This window comes from Cellulomonas sp. McL0617, from assembly GCF_049994875.1.
GTDB lineage: Bacteria > Actinomycetota > Actinomycetes > Actinomycetales > Cellulomonadaceae > Cellulomonas.
This window is the reverse complement of the sequence record NZ_CP188256.1, coordinates 2,677,333-2,695,587: the sequence shown is the minus strand read 5'-3', so window position 1 is coordinate 2,695,587 and position 18,255 is coordinate 2,677,333. Positions and strand designations below refer to the sequence as shown.

General features: G+C 73.1%; 14 protein-coding genes. 10 read left to right on the top strand and 4 right to left on the bottom strand.

The window, feature by feature from the left end; genetic code table 11:
* Positions 1 to 22 precede the first annotated feature (22 nt).
* A complete protein-coding gene (locus ACPPVS_RS12245) occupies positions 23 to 1,480 on the bottom strand; it encodes a DEAD/DEAH box helicase (RefSeq protein ID WP_426592540.1) in 1,458 nt (485 codons plus the stop codon).
* A gap of 194 nt (positions 1,481 to 1,674) precedes the next feature.
* Here ACPPVS_RS12245 and ACPPVS_RS12240 point away from each other — a divergent pair, with 194 nt between their 5' ends.
* From ACPPVS_RS12240 to ACPPVS_RS12225, 4 genes are read left to right on the top strand one after another with little or no spacing between them, the layout of a single operon-like run.
* A complete protein-coding gene (locus tag ACPPVS_RS12240; RefSeq protein ID WP_426592539.1) occupies positions 1,675 to 2,418 on the top strand; it encodes an ABC transporter ATP-binding protein in 744 nt (247 codons plus the stop codon).
* Positions 2,415 to 4,964: an ABC transporter permease gene (locus tag ACPPVS_RS12235; RefSeq protein ID WP_426592538.1), complete on the top strand. Its 2,550-nt coding sequence runs from the start codon at positions 2,415 to 2,417 to the stop codon at positions 4,962 to 4,964. The genes ACPPVS_RS12240 and ACPPVS_RS12235 overlap by 4 nt, the downstream gene beginning before the upstream one ends.
* A 13-nt stretch (positions 4,965 to 4,977) precedes the next feature.
* Positions 4,978 to 5,616 carry a hypothetical protein gene (locus tag ACPPVS_RS12230; protein WP_426592537.1) on the top strand — a complete coding sequence of 213 codons (639 nt, stop codon included), beginning with the start codon at positions 4,978 to 4,980 and terminating at the stop codon, positions 5,614 to 5,616.
* 29 nt (positions 5,617 to 5,645) lie between these two features.
* The gene (locus ACPPVS_RS12225) at positions 5,646 to 6,575 is read left to right on the top strand and encodes a VOC family protein (protein ID WP_426592536.1); all 930 of its coding nucleotides are present in this window, start codon (positions 5,646 to 5,648) and stop codon (positions 6,573 to 6,575) included.
* A gap of 21 nt (positions 6,576 to 6,596) precedes the next feature.
* Here the strand turns inward: ACPPVS_RS12225 and ACPPVS_RS12220 are convergent, their stop codons facing one another.
* Together ACPPVS_RS12220 and ACPPVS_RS12215 are read right to left on the bottom strand one after the other, a co-directional pair.
* Positions 6,597 to 7,427, bottom strand: a complete 831-nt coding sequence (locus ACPPVS_RS12220; protein ID WP_426592535.1) for a CHAD domain-containing protein — start codon at positions 7,425 to 7,427, stop codon at positions 6,597 to 6,599.
* A 132-nt stretch (positions 7,428 to 7,559) separates the two neighbouring features.
* Entirely contained in the window at positions 7,560 to 7,931 is a 372-nt protein-coding gene (locus ACPPVS_RS12215) for a VOC family protein (RefSeq protein ID WP_426592534.1), read from the bottom strand.
* Between the two features lie 77 nt (positions 7,932 to 8,008).
* Between ACPPVS_RS12215 and ACPPVS_RS12210 the strand changes: the two genes are divergently transcribed.
* The 4 genes from ACPPVS_RS12210 to ACPPVS_RS12195 all read left to right on the top strand — a co-directional run bounded on the left by ACPPVS_RS12210 (position 8,009) and on the right by ACPPVS_RS12195 (position 12,612).
* A complete protein-coding gene (locus ACPPVS_RS12210) occupies positions 8,009 to 8,785 on the top strand; it encodes an LLM class F420-dependent oxidoreductase (RefSeq protein ID WP_426592533.1) in 777 nt (258 codons plus the stop codon).
* 42 nt (positions 8,786 to 8,827) lie between these two features.
* Positions 8,828 to 10,582 (top strand): metallophosphoesterase family protein, encoded by a 1,755-nt coding sequence (locus ACPPVS_RS12205; RefSeq protein ID WP_426592532.1) that lies wholly within the window; start codon positions 8,828 to 8,830, stop codon positions 10,580 to 10,582.
* A 19-nt stretch (positions 10,583 to 10,601) separates the two neighbouring features.
* Positions 10,602 to 11,288 carry a metal-dependent transcriptional regulator gene (locus tag ACPPVS_RS12200; protein ID WP_426592531.1) on the top strand — a complete coding sequence of 229 codons (687 nt, stop codon included), beginning with the start codon at positions 10,602 to 10,604 and terminating at the stop codon, positions 11,286 to 11,288.
* Positions 11,289 to 11,370: 82 nt separating this feature from the next.
* Entirely contained in the window at positions 11,371 to 12,612 is a 1,242-nt protein-coding gene (locus ACPPVS_RS12195; protein ID WP_426592530.1) for an MFS transporter, read from the top strand.
* Here ACPPVS_RS12195 and ACPPVS_RS12190 read toward each other — a convergent pair.
* Positions 12,550 to 14,280, bottom strand: coding sequence for a helicase HerA-like domain-containing protein (locus ACPPVS_RS12190; protein ID WP_426592529.1), 1,731 nt, complete (start codon positions 14,278 to 14,280; stop codon positions 12,550 to 12,552). The two genes, ACPPVS_RS12195 and ACPPVS_RS12190, sit on opposite strands and share 63 nt — an antisense overlap.
* Before the next feature lie 67 nt (positions 14,281 to 14,347).
* Here ACPPVS_RS12190 and leuS point away from each other — a divergent pair, with 67 nt between their 5' ends.
* Together leuS and ACPPVS_RS12180 are read left to right on the top strand one after the other, a co-directional pair.
* Positions 14,348 to 17,236, top strand: coding sequence for a leucine--tRNA ligase (gene leuS, locus ACPPVS_RS12185; RefSeq protein ID WP_426592528.1), 2,889 nt, complete (start codon positions 14,348 to 14,350; stop codon positions 17,234 to 17,236).
* Positions 17,233 to 18,177 (top strand): DegV family protein, encoded by a 945-nt coding sequence (locus ACPPVS_RS12180; RefSeq protein ID WP_426595963.1) that lies wholly within the window; start codon positions 17,233 to 17,235, stop codon positions 18,175 to 18,177. Before leuS ends, ACPPVS_RS12180 begins: the two co-directional genes overlap by 4 nt.
* The last annotated feature ends 78 nt before the right edge of the window (positions 18,178 to 18,255 follow it).

Sequence of the window (18,255 nt, the reverse complement as noted above, 5' to 3'; positions counted from 1 at the left end):
CCGGCCTCTGACGAATCGGGGATCAGCCGCGCGAGTAGACGACGCGCGGGCCGCCGGAGGACGACGCACCCGAGCCGCCGCCCGAACCGCCACGGCCCGAGCCGCCACGACGACGACGCTGGCCCGACGGGGCACCGGCAGAGGTGCCGCCCGACGACTGCCGACGCTGGCCGCCCACCGGAGCAGCGGCGCCACCGGCGGCCGCGGAGGCCTGCCTGCTCGACCCGTTGCCGCGACCGGTTCCGCCGCGACGCGAGCCGCCCCCGCCGCCGGAGGACTGCTGGGTGGTCACGGGCGGCGCGACGTAGCGGACCGGAGCAGCCTGCTCGCCGACGAGCCGGGTGAGCGTCGCGTCGCCGGCGTTCACCGGCTTCGGGGTGGCGGTGATCTTGGCCGCGCGCGTCAGCTGGCGGACGTCCCCGCGCTGCTCGGGCAGGACGATCGTGACGACGTCGCCGCCCGACCCGGCACGCGCGGTGCGGCCGGAGCGGTGCAGGTACGCCTTGTGCTCGGCGGGCGGGTCGACGTGCACGACGAGCTCGATGTCGTCCACGTGGATGCCGCGGGCGGCGATGTCGGTGGCGACCAGCACGCGCACGGCGCCCGACGAGAAGGCCTCGAGGTTGCGCTCGCGGGCGGCCTGCGCCAGGTTGCCGTGCAGGTCCACGGCGGGGATGCCGTCCATGGTCAGCTGCTTGGCCAGCTTCTTGGCCTGGTGCTTGGTGCGCATGAACAGGACGCGACGGCCCGTACCGGAGGCGAGGTGGTGGACGACGGCCTTCTTGGACTCGGCGTCGCGGACCTCGAACAGGTGGTGGGTCATCGCGGCGACGGGCGACTCGGCGCTGTCCACGGAGTGCTCGACCGGGTTGGACAGGTAGCGCTTGACCAGCTGGTCGACGCCCTTGTCCAGCGTGGCCGAGAACAGCAGGCGCTGGCCGCGCGGCGGCGTCTTGTCGAGGATCCGCTTCACGACGGGCAGGAAGCCCAGGTCGGCCATGTGGTCGGCCTCGTCGAGAACCGTGATCTGCACGTCCTCCAGCGAGATGAGCTTCTGGTTCATCAGGTCCTCGAGGCGCCCCGGGCAGGCGACGACGATGTCGACGCCGCCGTTGAGCGCGGAGACCTGACGGCCCTGCGACACGCCGCCGAAGATCACGGTCGTGTTCAGGCCGAGCACCTTGGCCAGCGGCGCGATCGTCGCGTCGATCTGGGTGGCGAGCTCGCGGGTCGGGGCCAGCACCAGCGCGCGGGGGCGCCGGGCGACCTTGCCCTTGCCCGCCGCCGCGGTGCGGGTCACGAGCGGGAGGGCGAACGCCAACGTCTTGCCGGAGCCCGTACGGCCGCGGCCGAGGACGTCGCGACCCGCCAGGGAGTCGGGGAGAGTAGCGGTCTGGATGGGGAAGGGGGCCGTGATGCCCTGCTCCGTCAGCGCGGAGGACAGGGCAGAGGGCACGCCGAGCTCGGCGAAAGAAGTCACAGGTAAAGCCTCTCGGGCAAAGTGGTCGGGGTCCGCCGCCAGAGCAACCTGAGCGGGTGCTCGGGGGACCTCCACGACGCGGGGCGCGCAGCTTGCGCAGCCCGTGGTGTCCTCAGTCTCTCATACAGGTGTATCGAAACCCGTACGCGGTGGTGAGCGTCACAAGCCCGGCTCCGACGGGGGAAGATCGACGCATGACGAGCACGGTGATCGCGTCGGCCCGCGACCTGCGCAAGGTGTACGGCTCGGGTCCGACGGCCGTGCGCGCGCTCGACGGCGTCGACGTGGACCTGGTGCGCGGCGAGCTCACCGCGATCATGGGGCCGTCCGGTTCGGGCAAGTCGACGCTGATGCACTGCCTCGCGGGTCTGGACAAGCCGACGTCCGGCACGGTGGTGGTGGACGGCGAGACGGTCAGCTCGATGTCGGAGCGCAAGCTGACCGCCCTGCGCAGGACGCGCGTCGGGTTCATCTTCCAGGCCTACAACCTGGTGCCGACCCTGACCGCCCTGGAGAACATCACGCTGCCGCTCGACATCGCCCGCAGGCCCGTCGACCGCGCGCACCTCGACCTCGTCGTCGAGACCCTGGGCCTGACCGACCGGCTGTCGCACAAGCCGAGCGAGCTGTCGGGCGGCCAGCAGCAGCGCGTCGCGTGCGCGCGCGCCCTGGTCAGCAGGCCCGCGGTGGTGTTCGCCGACGAGCCGACGGGCAACCTGGACAGCACCGCGAGCGCGGAGGTGCTCGGGTTCCTGCGTCGCAGCGTCGACGAGCTGGGGCAGTCCGTCGTGATGGTGACGCACGACCCCACGTCGGCCGGCTACGCGCACCGCGTCCTGTTCCTCGCCGACGGTCGGGTGGTCGGCGAGCTGCGCGAGCCGACCCCGGAGGCGGTCCTCGCTCAGCTGGCGAGCATCCGCGCGGTGAGCTCGCCGTGACCCGGGTGGCGCTGCGCGGCGTGCGCGCGCACCTCGTGCGGTTCTGCCTGTCGGTGCTGGCCGTCGCTCTCGGCGTCGCGTTCGTGGCGGGCACCTTCGCCCTGCGCACCATGCTCGGTTCGACCTTCTCGGAGATCGTCTCCACCACGACCCTCGGCGACGCCTACGTGCGCGGCGCCGACGTGGTGGGTGGGACGAGCGAGCAGAACGTCGTCGCGGGCAAGCCCCGCAACCCGGTGCCCCTGTCCCTGGTGCCGCAGCTCGAGGCCGTCGACGGGGTGGCCGCGGCGATCCCGGACCTGTCCGGGCCGGTCGTGCTGGTCGGCGCCGACGGCACGGCGGTGCAGAGCACGCAGGCGCCGAGCCTCGGCTTCGCCTACGACGTCCGCAGCCGCGCGACGACCGTGGTGTCCGGTCGACCACCGACGGGGGCCGGCGAGATCGCGGTCGAGACGGCGACGCTGCACGCCTCGGGACTGGTGGTCGGGGACGCGACGTCGATCGTGCTCGGCGGTCAGGTCGAGCCGGTGAGGGTCGTCGGGGAGATCGGGATCGGACCCGCACTCGCCGGCGCGACGGTGGTGTTCATCGACCCCGCGAGCGCGCAGGCCGCGTTCGCGCCGCAGGGCACGGTCGCGTCGATCTCGGTGCTGGCCGACGCCGGGATCTCGCAGGAGGACCTGGTCCACCGGCTCGCCCCGGCCGTCGCGGCCGACGACGCGCACGCCGAGGTCATCACCGGGGACGCGATGCGTGCCGAGGGCATCGCCAACGTGCTCACGCTGCTCGGCTTCATCACGACGTTCCTGCTCGTGTTCGCCGGGATCTCGCTGTTCGTCGGCGCCTTCATCATCTCCAACACGTTCTCCATGTGGGTGCGGCAGCGGATGCGCGAGTTCGCGCTGCTGCGGGCGGTCGGGGCGTCGCCGGTGCAGGTGTTCACCTCGATCGTGCTGCAGGCCGCGATCGTCGGGGTGATCGGCAGCGTCCTGGGCGTGCTCGGCGGGCTCGGGCTCGTCGTGGTCCTGCGCTCGGTCCTCGGCGGCCTCGGCATGCAGCTGACCGGCCAGGTGCCGCTCGACGGGTTCACCATCGTCGTGTCCGTGCTCGTCGGGACGCTGGTGAGCGTGCTCGCGGCGGCGCTGCCGGCACGGCGTGCCGCGCTCGTGCCGCCGGTCGAGGCGCTGCGTGACGAGGTCACCGTGCCGGAGCGCTCGCTGCGGCGCCGGGCCGTCGTCGGCGGGTCCCTGGTCGTCCTCGGCGTGGCGATCCTCGTCGTCACGCTGCTCGACCCGACCGCGGACCACGCCGGCGCGATGCTCGGGTACGGCGCGGCGGCGGTGGTGATCGGGGTGCTCGCCGCGTCGCCGATCCTCGCGCGCGGCATCCTGCGGGTGCTCGCGGCGCCGTTCTCGGGCTGGCGACCCGTCGGGCGGCTGGCCCGCGGCAACGTCACCCGCAACCCGCGCCGGACCGCGAACACCGCGGGCGCGCTGATGATCGGGATGGCTCTCGTCGGCGCCGCCGCGGTCATCGCCGCGACGACGCAGGCGTCGACCAGCGCGATCGTGTCCCGCGAGGCCACGACCGACTACATCCTGCGCGGCGCGGCCCAGGGCACCATCCCGGCGCAGGCGATCGAGGACGTGCGTGCGTTGCCCGACGTGCGCGCGGCCGACGCTTTCGCGACCGCCTCGGTGCTCGTCGACGCGTCGCCGTTCGCGATCACCGGCATCGACCCCGACGCGGTCGGCCGGAGCATCGAGACCGAGGTGGTCGAGGGCTCGTTCCACGACGCGCTCGCCGGCGGCGAGCTGGCGGTGCAGCGCACCACGATGAAGGACGAGCACTGGTCGCTCGGCCAGAGCGTCGACGTGGTCGGCACGAACGGGACGCAGCGCATCGAGATCGGCGCGGTCATCGACTCGCCGGCGTTCGGCGTGCCGTTCGTCGTGGGGCAGCCGGTGCTGGACCAGCTCGTGCCGCCCGACCAGCAGGCGGTGACCACCGTGTTCGTCACGGCCGCCGACAGCGCGGACGTCGCGGCCCTGCGCGGTCAGCTCACGGCGACGGTCAAGCCCTACGTCGTGGTCTCGGTGATGGACAGCGCGGAGTTCGTCTCGCAGCTGGCCGACCAGGTCGACCGCGTGCTCGTCATCCTCTACGCGCTGCTCGGGCTGTCCGTGGTCATCGCGGTGCTCGGCATCATCAACACCCTCGCCCTGTCGGTCATCGAGCGCACCCGCGAGATCGGGCTCCTGCGCGCCGTGGGGCTCGGGCGCCTGCAGCTGGGCTCGACGATCACGGTCGAGTCCGTCCTCACCGCGGTGTTCGGCACGGTCGTCGGGCTGGCCGTGGGCGTAGCGCTGGCGTCGACCCTGCCCACGGTGTTCTCCGACGTCGGCCTGCGCACGCTCGACATCCCGTGGGCGAGCCTCGCCCTGATGGTCGTGCTCGCGATCGTGGTCGGGGTGCTCGCGGCGGTCTGGCCCGGCGTCCGCGCGGCGCGTCTGCCGGTGCTCGACGCCGTCTCCACCGACGGATGACTACCCTCGGAACGTGAGCGACACCGGCTACGGCGACTTCGAGTTCGAGCGGCGGTTCTGGGTGCGCGACCTGCCGCGCGAGCTGCTCGACGCCTCGCCGGCCCTGATCGTGCAGAGCTACTTCCTGGCCGACGAGGGCTACGCGATCCGGGTCCGCGTCCAGGCCAGCTCGGTGACGGGGCTCGTGCTCACGCCGGCCCTCGACGAGCTGGCCCTGCTGGAGGCGTACGCCGATCGCATCGACCTGTGCGCCATCACCGTCAAGGGCCCGATGAACGAGGGCACGCGGTACGAGGCCGAGCGCGAGCTGGACGTCTCGGTCGGTCTGGAGATGGTCCGCCGCGGTGGTGCCCGCGTGGCCAAGACCCGGCACTCGGTCTGGCTCGGCGAGGACGGCTGGGTGATCGACACGTTCGCCGGTGCGAACGCCCCGCTCGTGGTCGCCGAGGTGGAGCGCGGGGGACCGGTCACGGACCTGACCATCCCGTCGTTCTGCGTCACCGAGCTGACCTCGGACCCCCGGTTCTCCAACGACGCGCTCGCGGGCCGTCCGTACGGCTCGTGGGCGCCGCGGTACGAGACGGAGCTGGCCGCCGACGGGCCCCGGTTCCTGCAGAGCCTCGGGCACAACCATCGCCAAGAGCCGGAATAAAGGTTGTAGCGTCAACCATTGAGGTGACCATGTCGACCGCACCCACGCCCGGCCAGGGCGCCTCCGTCCCGCTCACCGCCCAGCACGGCCACGACTCGATCGCGGCCGGCACGGGGATGGACGCGGTGACGCTGCTGGTCGGCGACCTGGACCGGCAGCTGCGCTTCTACCGCGACGCGCTGGCGCTCGACGTGCTCGACCAGCCCGGCGACCGGTTCACCTCCGGACCCGCGACCGTGACCCTGGGCCGTGGCACGACGCCGCTCGTGATCCTCCAGCACACGCCGGACCTGCCGCCGGCCGTCCGCGGGGCGGCGGGCCTGTTCCACACCGCGATCCTCTTCGACGACGAGGCCGGCCTCGCGGCCACCCTCGCCTCCGTCGCGCAGCGCGAGCCCACGTCCTACGTCGGCTCGGCCGACCACCTCGTCTCCCTGGCGTTCTACCTCACCGACCCCGAGGGCAACGGCGTCGAGCTCTACTGGGACCGCAGCCGCACGCTGTGGAACCGGGACGCCGAGGGGCGGATCCAGATGGACTCGCTGCGCCTCGACCCGAACGCCTTCCTGGGCGAGCACCTCACCGACCAGGAGCCCGGCGCGGGCGACGCGGTGGTCGGCCACGTCCACCTGTCCGTCGGCGATGTGCCGTCGGCGCGGGCGTTCTACGTCGACGCGCTCGGCTTCGACGTGACGGCGCAGTGGCACGGGGCGCTGTTCGTCTCGGCGGGCGGGTACCACCACCACCTCGCCATGAACACGTGGAACAGCGCCGGTGCGGGCCCGCGCGCCTCGGCCCTCGGGCTGGGCGAGGTTCGGATCGCCGTGCCGACCGCCGACGACCTCGGTGCGCTCGCGGACCGGGTGATCTCCGCCGGCTACGCCACCGCGCACGACGGCGAGACCCTGCGGTTCGAGGACCCGTGGCGCAACGTGGTGCGGGTCAGCGCGGCTGTCTGACCGCAGCCGTCGGGCGGGTGCTCACCGGGTCCACCGCCGGTGACGCGGGGAGATCGCGCGCTCGACGAGCGGCCGGGCGGCGTGCTCGGCCTGGTCGCCGGCCCGCTGGGCGGCGGCGTGCAGGAGGCCGTAGGTGAAGGTGTCCTCGCCATCCGCGAACGCCTGCAGGCTCAGCCGGCGCAGGGTCTCGCGCCGCACGACGGCGTCGTGCTGGTCGCCGAGCGTCTCCTGCACCGCGCGGGCGCGCTTGGCGCTCTTGAGCGCGGGTCGACCGACGGACTCGGCGGCCACCTCGCTGGCGTAGCGGGCGCGTCGCGCGGCCTTGCGGACCTCGTGCAACGCCTCGTCGCGCTCCTCGTCGGGTGCCGCGTCGAGCGCGTCGACCGCCCGGTCCAGCCGCCGCCACGCCCGCAGCGCACCCGTGCGCACGTCCGCGACGTCGGGGTCCGGCGCGGCGAGCGACGCCGTCAGGTCGGCCCAGGACGACCCCAGCCAGCTGCCGAGCGCGTCCAGCCCGGTCTGCTCGGCGGCGGTGAGGTCCTCCTCGATGCGCAGGACGACAGGACCGCGCACGAGCTCCGGCGGCTCGGTCGCGATCGTGCGGCGCAGCGCGTGCAGCTCCACGACGGGATCCCGCGCGGCACCGAGCGCGTGCCCGAGGTCGCGCAGGGCGGCGCGCAACGGCTCGGCCCCCACGCCGTGGACCGACAGGGCGGTGCGCAGGCGTCGGGTGGCCGTCCGCGCGTCGTGCACGGCGTCGACGTCGCCCGACCGCAGCCCGGGCTCCGTCGCGATCAGTGCCTCCGTGTGGTGCACCAGGTACGCGCGGACGATCGCGTCGTCGTTCCCCATCAGGCCACGCGTCTCGGCGTCATGAGACCGAGCGTGCCAGGAACGACGGGCCGGCGTGCGCCGCCACGCTCCGGCCCTCGCGGCCGGGAGCTGCTGTGCTCGACCCCGGACTCGCTCGTCCGGGGCGCGATCTCACTCGCGCGGGGGGAGCTGCTGCACGGCCCACCGGTTGCCGTCGGGGTCGGCGAAGTAGGTGAAACGACCCCACGGCAGGTCCTCGACCGGTTCGGCCTCGACGCCGTTCGCGACGAGGAGGTCATGCACCGCGTCCGCGTCGTCGACGACCACCTGCAGACCCTGCACCGCACCGGCGGCCATCGGCGTCAGGTTCAGGTCCAGCACGATCGAGCACGCCGACCCGGGCGGGGTGAGCTGGATGAACCGGAGGTTCTCGTTCACCGGGATGTCGTAGTCGTCGTGAAACCCGACCTGGTCCACGTAGAACGCCTTGGCGCGGTCCAGGTTCGAGACGGGGATGGGGACGAGCTCGATCTTCATGTCCATGGGGACGCTCCTCGGGTCGGTCTCACGAGCATCGCCCCAGAAGAGGTCATCCGCTGTCCGTTACGTAGGCTCGAACCATGACGCACCCCATCCGCATCGGAGTCCAGCTCCAGCCGCAGCACGCCGACTACGCCCAGGTCCGCGACGCCGTGCGTCGCGCGGAGGACGTCGGCGTCGACGTCGTCTTCAACTGGGACCACTTCTTCCCGCTCTCCGGCGAACCCGACGGCAAGCACTTCGAGTGCTGGACCATGCTGGGCGCCTGGGCCGAGCAGACCAGCCGCGTGCAGATCGGCGCCCTGGTCACCTGCAACTCCTACCGGAACCCGGAGCTGCTCGCCGACATGGCGCGGACCGTCGACCACATCAGCGGCGGGCGCCTGATCCTCGGGATCGGCGCGGGCTGGTTCGAGAAGGACTACGACGAGTTCGGGTACGAGTTCGGGACGCCGGGAACCCGGATCGCCGACCTCGCCCAGGCGCTGCCGCGGATCAAGGCACGCTGGGCCGCGTCCAACCCGGCGCCGACGCGCGACATCCCGGTGCTCATCGGCGGCGGCGGCGAGCGCAAGACGCTGCGCGTCGTGGCCGAGCACGCGGACGCGTGGCACTCGTTCGGTGACGTCGGCTCGCTGACGCGCAAGAGCGCGATCCTCGACGAGCACGGCACGGCTGTCGGGCGCGACACGGCCAACCTGGTCGAGAGGTCCGTCGGCGTCAGCGCGCCGCCCGCCCGGGTCGCCGACGCGCTCGTCGCCGCCGGCGTCACGCTCTTCACGGTCGGCACGGGCGGTCCCGACTACGACCTGTCGCTCGTCGAGCAGTGGGTGGCCTGGCGCGACGCACTCGGGTGACCTGGGAGCCAGGCCGGGTCCACGAGCCTAGGCTCGGAGGCGATGAGTCCAGAGCGCCGTTCTGAGCCCCGGTGGGGTCGGCGTGTCCTGCTCGCGCTCGGGGCGGTGCTGGTCGCGCTCGTGTTCGGCGTCACCACGGCCTCCGTCGAGAGCAGCCTGGGTCCGCACGAGGCGCGCTACGACGTCACGACGGACGACACGGTCACCATCGACCTCGGCCCGCTGGGTACCCTGCTGATCAACTCGCCCCTGCCCCTGACCCTGGGCGTGCGCGTCACGGTGCAGGAGATCCCGGCATCCGTCACGCAGCTGAGCCAGGCCAAGACGCTCGAGGCGCTCAGCGGTGACCTGCAGTCGTACCTGGCGTTCTTCTCCGGTCCTCGGGCCACCGTGCAGGACGTGGCGCGCGCGCTCGTCGTCGATGCGCTCGTGCGGACCGGTGGCGCGTTCGTCGTGCTCGTGGGCGCGTGGTGGCTGCTGCGGATGCTCGTCGGGTCGGCCCGGTGGGAGGAGCTGCGGGCCCGGGCGGAGGAGCACCGGCGCGCCGCGGTCGCCGCCGGCCTCGTGGTCCTCGTCGGGGCGACCGTGCTGACGTCGAGCGTGGGTGCCGACGAGCAGCCGGTCGCCTCGCGCCCGACCTCGGCAGTGTTCGACGGCACGCCGCTGCAGGGCGCCGAGGTCACCGGTCGCCTCGGCGGTGTGATCGACACCTACGGCGGCCAGGTGGTCGCGGAGCTGCGCAAGAACGACGAGTTCTACGCGAAGGCGAACGCCTCGCTGAAGGTGGCGTGGGACACGCGTCAGGCATTGATCGACGAGCAGGACGCCCGGGCCGAGCGGGCCGAGGCCGCAGCGTCGGCGTCTCCGTCGACGTCGGCATCGTCGGAACCGCTGGCATCGTCGGAACCGCTGGCATCGTCGGAGCCGCTGGAGTCGTCGGAGGCGCCGACACCCTCCGGGACGGCCGGTCCGTCCGGTCCGTCCGAGACACCGTCCGAGGAGCCCGTGCCGTCGGACGACCACCTGCTGACGATCGTCGTCATCTCCGACCTGCACTGCAACGTCGGGATGGCGCCCCTGATCACGACGCTGGTCAAGCGGTCGGGCGCCCAGCTCGTGCTCGACGCGGGCGACGACACGCTCAACGGCACGACCGTCGAGCAGTACTGCGTCACGACGTTCGCCCGCGCGATCCCGAACGGCGTCGAGCTCGTCACGTCGCCGGGCAACCACGACTCCAGCGACACGTCGAAGCGGTATGCGCGGGCCGGGGCGAAGGTGCTGGACGGGTCGGTGGTGACCGTCGACGGGATGCGGATCCTGGGCGACAAGGACCCGAACGAGACCCGCGTCGGCGCGGGCGGCACCGCGCAGGCGACCAAGGAGACGGCCGCGCAGGAGGCGGCGCGGCTGGCCAAGACCGCGTGCGCCGCGAAGGACGGGGTGGACCTGCTCCTCATCCACACGCCGTTCGTCGGCGAGAACACGCTCGACCGCGGCTGCTCGCCGGCGCAGATCTCGGGCCACCTGCACAAGCGCTACGGACCGGAGCAGATCGGCGACGGCATCCGCTACATCAGCTCGAGCACCGCCGGTGCGACCCTGGGCAAGCCGACCATCGGACCGCTCAACGGCGTGGCGGAGATGACCGTGCTGCGCTGGAACCCGAGCACCCGGCTGTTCGTCGACTACCAGATCGTCCAGGTGCGGCCCGACACGACCGCGAGCGTCTTCCCGCGGCTGCGGTGGCCGCTCGCCGCGCCGGTCCCGTCGGTGCCCGCCGTCCCGCACCCGTAGCGCTGTCTAGTCTGGGGTGGTGAGCACGCCGACCACGCCCGAGCTGAGCGCCGTCACGCAGGACTACCTCAAGGTGATCTGGTCGGCGCTCGAGTGGTCGACCGCACCGGTGACGACGAAGATGCTGGCCACCCGGTTGGGTGTCGGGCCGTCCACCGTCTCCGAGACCGTCCGCCGTCTGGCCGACAACGGGCTGGTGACGCACGAGCCGTACGGCGCGGTCGAGCTCACGGCCGAGGGCGAACGGCACGCGCTCGCGGTGGTCCGCCGGCACCGGCTCATCGAGACGTTCCTGGTCGAGGTGCTCGGGTACGGCTGGGACGAGGTGCACGACGAGGCCGAGATCCTCGAGCACGCGGTCTCGGACGTGTTCGTGGAGCGCGTCTCGGCGCAGCTCGGGCATCCGCTGCGCGATCCGCACGGCGACCCGATCCCGGCCGCCGACGGCGCGGTCCAGGCGCCGCCCGCGACCCTCCTGTGGGACACGACGCCGGGGGAGTGGGCGGTCGCCCGGATCTCCGACGCCGATCCCGAGCTGCTGCGCTATGTCGAGACGGTCGGCCTGGTGCTGGACGCCCCGGTGATCGTGGTCGAGCGGCGTGCCGTCGCCGGCGTCATCTCGATACGCGTGGGCCCCGGTGGTGCTCGGACGGTCGACCTGGGTGAGGTCGCAGGCCGGGCGATCTGGCTCGTCCCCGCGCCGTGACGTAGGCTCTGCGGCATCCACCGGAGTTGTCGACGAAGCGCCTCCGCCGCCTTATCGAATCGATTCGTCCCGGAGGACACCCGTGCTGTCACCCGCACGTGCCCGCGCCGCGCTCTTCGCGCTCGCGCTCGGTGGGTTCTGCATCGGCACGACGGAGTTCGCCACCATGGGGATGCTCCCGGAGATCGCGACGGACCTCGGCGCGCCGATCCCGACGGCCGGCCACGCGATCACGGCCTACGCGCTCGGCGTGGTGGTCGGCGCCCCCACCATCGCGGTGCTCGCCGCCCGGATGGACCGACGCCGCCTCCTGCTGCTGCTCATGTCCGCCTTCGTCGTCGGCAACGTCCTGTCCGCGGCGGCGGCGAGCATGGGGATGCTCGTCGCGTTCCGGTTCCTCGCGGGCCTGCCGCACGGCGTGTTCTTCGGGGTCGGCGCCGTGATGGGGGTCGCCGTCGTCGGCATCGAACGCCGGGGCCGGGCGGTCGCCGCGATGATGGCCGGCCTGACCATCGCCTGCGCCGTCGGGGTCCCGCTGACCTCCGTGGTGGGCGACACGGTCGGCTGGCGCTGGTCGTTCGTCGGCGTCGCCGTCCTCGGGCTGGTGACGCTCGGCGCCCTGTGGGCCTGGACCCCGGCCCTGCCGGTCGCCACGGGCACCACGCCGCGCACGGAGATCGCCGCGCTGCGCAACCGCCGGATGTGGATCGCGTTCGGCGCCGGTGCGATCGGGTTCGGCGGCATGTTCGCGGTCTACTCCTACGTCAAGCCGCTGCTCACCGAGGTCACCGGCCTGAGCATCGGGCTCGTCCCGCTGGTGCTCGCGCTCTACGGCATCGGCATGACGATCGGCACGGTCGTCGGCGGTCGCCTGGCGGACAGGTCGGTCCTCGGAACCGTGATCGGGAGCATGGTCGCGACGATCGTCGTGCTCGTCACCATCGCGCTGGTCGGTTCCTCCCCGGTACCCGCCGTGCTCGCGCTGGTGATGCTCGGCGTGACGTCGCAGGTGCTCGGGCTCTCGCTCCAGACGCGGCTGATGGACGTGTCGCCCGCGGCCCCGTCGCTCGGGGCGGCCCTGTGCCACTCCGCGCTCAACCTCGGCAACGCCGCGGGTGCCTTCACCGGTGGCCTCGTGATCGCCGGCGGGATGGGCTATCTGGCGCCGGCGTGGGTCGGTGCGGGACTGACCGCGATGGGCCTGGTCGTCGTCCTCGCGGCGGGCCGCGGCGCGCCGCCGTCGTTCGCCGGCTCGGCCGCCTCAGCGCCGACGGGTGCCGAAGAGGCTGCGCGTGATCTCACGCCCGAGCTGAGTTCCCGCTGACCTGAGCAGGCTGTCCAGCGGGCTGGTGCGGCTGGTCGATCGCTGCGGCGCCGGCCGTCGCGCCTCCTTCTCGGCCTCGTCGGCGCGCTCCTGCGCCTCCTGCTCCTCCTCCTCCTCGGCCTCCTGCGCCTGCGCGGCCGCGGCCCGGGCGGAGAGCAGCTCGTAGGCGGACTCGCGGTCCACGGCGGCGCCGTAGCGTCCGGACAGAGGCGAGGCGGCGACGGCCGACGACAGCTGCGCCGCGCCCATCGGCTCCATCGACGACTGGGGCGCTCGCAGCCGGGTCCAGGCCACGGGTGTCGGGGTCCCGCGCTCGGACTGCACGGTGACCACCGCCTCGCCGGTACCGAGCGACTGGAGCAGCTGCTCGAGGTCGTACGGCGAGGTCGGGAAGGTCCGGGCGGCCGCGCGCAGCGCCTTGGCGTCGTCGGGCGTGAACGCGCGCAGCGCGTGCTGGACGCGGTTGCCCAGCTGGCCGAGGACGTCGGAGGGCACATCCTTCGGGCTCTGGGTGACGAAGAAGACCCCGACGCCCTTCGACCGGATGAGCCGGACGGTCTGCGTGACCTGGGTGAGGAAGTCCTTCGAGGCGCCCGTGAACAGCAGGTGGGCCTCGTCGAAGAAGAACACGAGCTTCGGCTTGTCCGGGTCGCCCACCTCGGGCAGCGCCTGGAACAGCTCGGCCAGCAGCCACATGAGGAACGTGGAGAACAGGGCGGGCCGGTCCTGGACCGCGGGCAGCTCGAGCGCGCTGATCACGCCACGACCGTCCGCGGCGGTGCGCAGCAGCTCCGACACGTCGAACGCGGGCTCCCCGAAGAAGGCGTCGGCCCCCTGCCCCTGCAGGCCCACGATCTCGCGCAGGATCACGCCCGCCGTCGCCGCCGACAGGCCGCCGATGCCCGCGAGCTGCGGCTTGCCCTCCGGGCTGACCAGGTACGCGATCGTCGCCTGCAGGTCCTTGAGGTCGAGCAGCGCCAACCCCTGCGTGTCGGCCCAGTGCATGATCAGGCCCAGGCTCGACTCCTGCGTGGCGTTGAGCCCCAGCACCTTGGCCAGCAGCAGCGGCCCGAAGTCGGTGACCGTGGTGCGCACGGGCGCGCCCTCGCCGAGGCCGCCGAGGCTGAGGAACTCGACCGGCGACGCGGTTGCCACCCACTCCTGCCCGAGGCTCGACGTGCGGGCGAGCATCTTCTCGCTCGGCACGCCCGGAACCGCCAGCCCGGACAGGTCCCCCTTGACGTCGGCGACGAACACGGGCACGCCGGCCGCCGAGAGCCCCTCCGCCAGCACCTGCAGCGTCTTCGTCTTTCCGGTGCCCGTCGCGCCGGCGACGAGGCCGTGCCGGTTCATCATCGCGAGGGGGATGCCGACCGGGGCGCCGGCGACCGCGACGTCGTCCTCGACCAGCGCGCCGATCGTGAGCATCGGGCCGGGGAACGTGTAGCCGGCGCGGACCTCGGCGGCGTGCGGGGAGAGGTCCGCGGGCTGTTGCGGGGCGGGCGCCGGAGCGGCGCCGGCCGCAGCCTCGGCCGCTGCCAGAGCCGCCGCGGCCGCCTGGGCCTTGGCCTCCGCAGCATCGGCGGCGGCCTGCGCGGCAGCGGCCCGGAGGGCGGCGAGGTCCGCGGTCGGGGTGACGGGGGCAGACGACGGCGTGCTGTCCGACATCTCCGGAGCATACGGCCGACGTGGTCGCCGCACCCGACCGGCGAACGCGTCCCGGTAAACTCGGACGGTGACCTCGCAGGACGCCCCCGACACCATCGCCATTACGACGTCCGACGACGTCCCGTTCCGCTACACGGCCGCTCTCGCGCGCGAGATCGAGCTCCGCTGGCAGGACGCGTGGGAGGCGCGTGGCACGTTCTACGCCGCGAACCCGGTGGGAAGTCTGACGGACGGCGAGGGTCGCAACGCGGACCCGGCGCAGCCGGCGTTCTTCGTCATGGACATGTTCCCGTACCCGTCCGGCGCGGGCCTGCACGTCGGGCACCCGCTGGGGTACATCGCCACCGACGTGGTGGGCCGGTTCCGCCGGATGCAGGGCGACAACGTGCTGCACGCGCTCGGGTTCGACGCGTTCGGCCTGCCCGCGGAGCAGTACGCGGTGCAGACGGGGGAGCACCCCCGCACCAGCACCGAGGCGAACATCGCGATCATGCAGCGCCAGCTGCGTCGCCTGGGCCTGGGGCACGACTCGCGGCGTTCGTTCGCGACGATCGACCCCGGGTACGTGCGCTGGACGCAGTGGATCTTCCTGCAGATCTTCGACTCCTGGTACGACGAGGACGCGCCGCGCGAGGACGGCGGCACGGGCCGGGCGCGCCCGATCGCGGAGCTCGTCGCCGAGTACGACTCGGGGGCCCGTGGCGCGCAGTGGGCCGGCCTCGACGCCGTCGCGCGCCGGCGCGTGCTGGACACGCACCGCCTGGCGTACGTCTCCGAGACGCCCGTGAACTGGTGCCCGGGCCTGGGCACCGTCCTGGCCAACGAGGAGGTCACCTCCGAGGGACGCTCCGAGCGCGGCAACTTCCCGGTGTTCCAGCGCAGCCTGCGGCAGTGGAACATGCGGATCACGTCCTACGCGGACCGGCTGGTGGACGACCTCGAGCACATCGACTGGCCCGAGAAGGTCAAGGCCATGCAGCGCAACTGGATCGGGCGCTCGAACGGTGCGCGCGTCCGGTTCGCGGTGCAGGGCGGCGAGCAGGTCGAGGTCTTCACGACGCGGCCGGACACCCTGTTCGGCGCGACCTTCGTCGTCGTCGCGCCGGAGCACCCGCTGCTGGACGAGGTGCCCGTGGCCTGGCCCGACGGCACCAAGGACACCTGGACCGGCGGGCACCGCAGCCCGGTCGACGCGGTCGCGGCCTACCGCGCCGAGGCGGCGTCGAAGTCCGCCATCGAACGTCAGGCCGACGCCGGCAAGAAGACCGGTGTGTTCACCGGACACCTGGCCACCAACCCCGTGAACGGCGAGCTGCTGCCCGTCTTCACGGCCGACTACGTCCTCCTGGGCTACGGCACGGGCGCGATCATGGCCGTCCCCGGTGGCGACGTCCGCGACTTCGCGTTCGCCGAGGCGTTCGACCTGCCGGTCGTCTACACCGTCGACGCACCGCCGGACGCACCCGCGGGCGCGCGCACCGGCGACGGTCGGACGATCAACTCGTCGAACGACGAGATCTCGCTGGACGGGCTGTCCGTGCCGGACGCCAAGGCCGCGATCACGGACTGGCTGGCCGCCCGCGGCGTCGGCGAGGGCACCGTCACCTACCGCCTGCGCGACTGGCTGTTCAGCCGCCAGCGCTACTGGGGCGAACCGTTCCCGATCGTGTACGACGAGCACGACCTGCCGCTGGCCGTCCCCGAGTCGGCTCTGCCCGTCAACCTGCCGGACGTGCCCGACTACGCGCCGCGCACGTTCGACGCCGACGACGCGCACTCGACGCCCGAGCCGCCGCTGGGTCGCAACGACGACTGGGTCAACGTCACGCTCGACCTCGGCGACGGGCCGAAGACCTATCGTCGCGACACCAACACGATGCCCAACTGGGCCGGCTCGTGCTGGTACTACCTGCGCTACCTGGACCCGACGAGCGACGTGGTGCTGGTGGACCCGGCGCTCGAGGCGTACTGGATGGGCCCGGGGCACGGCGAGCAGAAGCCGGGCTCGATCGGCGGCGTCGACCTGTACGTCGGGGGCGTCGAGCACGCCGTCCTGCACCTGCTCTACGCCCGGTTCTGGCACAAGGTCCTGCACGACCTGGGACACGTCTCCAGCGGCGAGCCGTTCCACACGCTGTTCAACCAGGGCTACATCCAGGCGTACGCATACACCGACGCGCGGGGCGTCTACGTGCCCGCCGAGGAGGTCGTCGAGACGCCGGACGGCTTCCGGTGGAACGGCGAACCCGTCGACCGTGAGTACGGGAAGATGGGCAAGTCGCTGAAGAACGCCGTGACGCCCGACGACATGTACGCGGAGTACGGCGCCGACACCCTGCGCGTCTACGAGATGTCGATGGGTCCGCTGGACCTGTCGCGGCCGTGGGAGACGCGTGCGGTCGTCGGGGCGCAGCGGTTCCTGCAGCGCCTCTGGCGCAACGTCGTCGACGAGGGCACGGGTGCCGTCGTCGTGACCGATGAGGCGCCCGCGGAGGAGACCCTCCGGCTACTGCACCGCACGATCGCCGACGTCACCTCCGACCTCGCGGCCATGCGGGTCAACACCGCGATCGCCAAGCTCATCGTGCTGAACAACCACCTCACGACGTTGCCGACGACGCCGCGGGCCGCCGTCGAGCCGCTCGTGCTGATGGCGGCGCCGGTCGCGCCGCACGTCGCCGAGGAGCTGTGGCAGCGGCTGGGTCACGACGCCTCGCTCGCGCACGCGCCGTTCCCCGTCGCCGACCCCTCCTACCTGGTCGAGGAGAGGGTCACCTGCATCCTGCAGGTGCAGGGCAAGGTGCGTGGCCGCCTCGAGGTGGCCGTCGACGTGTCCGACGACGACCTGCGCGCCCTGGCCCTCGCCGACGTCGGTGTGCAGCGGGCACTCGACGGACGTGACGTCCGCACCGTCATCGTCCGGGCGCCCAAGCTCGTCAACGTGGTGCCGGTCTGAGCCGCCAGGCGCTCTCCCGGGTCGCGGTCGTCACCGACTCGACGGCGTCCCTGCCTGCCGGGGTCGCGGAGCGCTGGGGGATCGGGGTCGTGCCGCTCGACGTCATCGTCGACGGTGTCGAGCACGTGGAGGGCATCGACCTGTCCCCGGCCGAGCTGCTCGCCGCGCTCAGGCAGGGGTCGCGCCGGGTGACCACCTCGCAGCCCCCGCCGGCGGCGTTCGCGGCCGCCTACGAACGCGCGGCCGCGGCCGGGGCGCACGAGATCGTCTCGGTGCACCTGTCCGGGGAGCTCTCGGGCACCGTGCGCGCGGCTCGGCTCGCCGCGGCGTCGTCGCCGGTGCCGGTGCAGGTCGTCGACTCGCGCGCCGTCGGCATGGTCCTCGGGTTCGCGGTCATCGAGGCTGCCCGGCTCGCCGCGCAGCAGCCCGCCCCCGGGCCGACCGGCCGGCTGGCGGTCGCGCGCAGCCGGTGGCAGGACCGGCACCGGACCGACCCGGTCGCGCACACGGCCGCCGACGTGGCCGCGCTCGCGCACCGGACGGCCGGGTCCGCACGCGTCTGGTTCCTGGTCGACTCGCTCGACCACCTGCGCCGTGGGGGCCGCCTGAGCGCTCCTGCGGCGGCCCTCGGCGCCGTCCTGGGGCTGCGCCCGATCCTCACCCTCACGGACGGTCGCGTGGAGCTCCTCGAGAAGGTCCGCACGCGGCGCGCGGGTCGCGACCGGCTCGTGGCGCTCGCCGTGGCAGACGCCTCGGCGCGGACGGCCACCCGCATCGCCGTGCACCACCTCCAGCAGCCCGACGTCGCCCAGGCGCTCGTCGACGAGCTCGTCGCCGCACTCGGGGACAGCCTCGTCGAAGCCGTCGTGAGCGAGTCGAGCGCTGTGCTCGCCGCGCACACCGGGCCTGGCGTGCTCGGCATCGTCGTCGCCGACGCCTGAGCACGTCCGAGCCGACCACAGCACCCGGTCGGTGGGCGGGCCCGGGCACGTCGTGCCTGCACGCGTCCGAGCGCGGTC

Coding starts and splice junctions, on each gene's coding strand:
- ACPPVS_RS12240 (WP_426592539.1), top strand. CDS start 1,675: ATGACGAGCACGGTGATCGCGTCGGCCCGCGACCTGCGCAAGGTGTAC.
- ACPPVS_RS12225 (WP_426592536.1), top strand. CDS start 5,646: ATGTCGACCGCACCCACGCCCGGCCAGGGCGCCTCCGTCCCGCTCACC.
- ACPPVS_RS12220 (WP_426592535.1), bottom strand. CDS start 7,427: ATGGGGAACGACGACGCGATCGTCCGCGCGTACCTGGTGCACCACACG.
- ACPPVS_RS12215 (WP_426592534.1), bottom strand. CDS start 7,931: ATGGACATGAAGATCGAGCTCGTCCCCATCCCCGTCTCGAACCTGGAC.
- ACPPVS_RS12210 (WP_426592533.1), top strand. CDS start 8,009: ATGACGCACCCCATCCGCATCGGAGTCCAGCTCCAGCCGCAGCACGCC.
- ACPPVS_RS12205 (WP_426592532.1), top strand. CDS start 8,828: ATGAGTCCAGAGCGCCGTTCTGAGCCCCGGTGGGGTCGGCGTGTCCTG.
- ACPPVS_RS12190 (WP_426592529.1), bottom strand. CDS start 14,280: ATGTCGGACAGCACGCCGTCGTCTGCCCCCGTCACCCCGACCGCGGAC.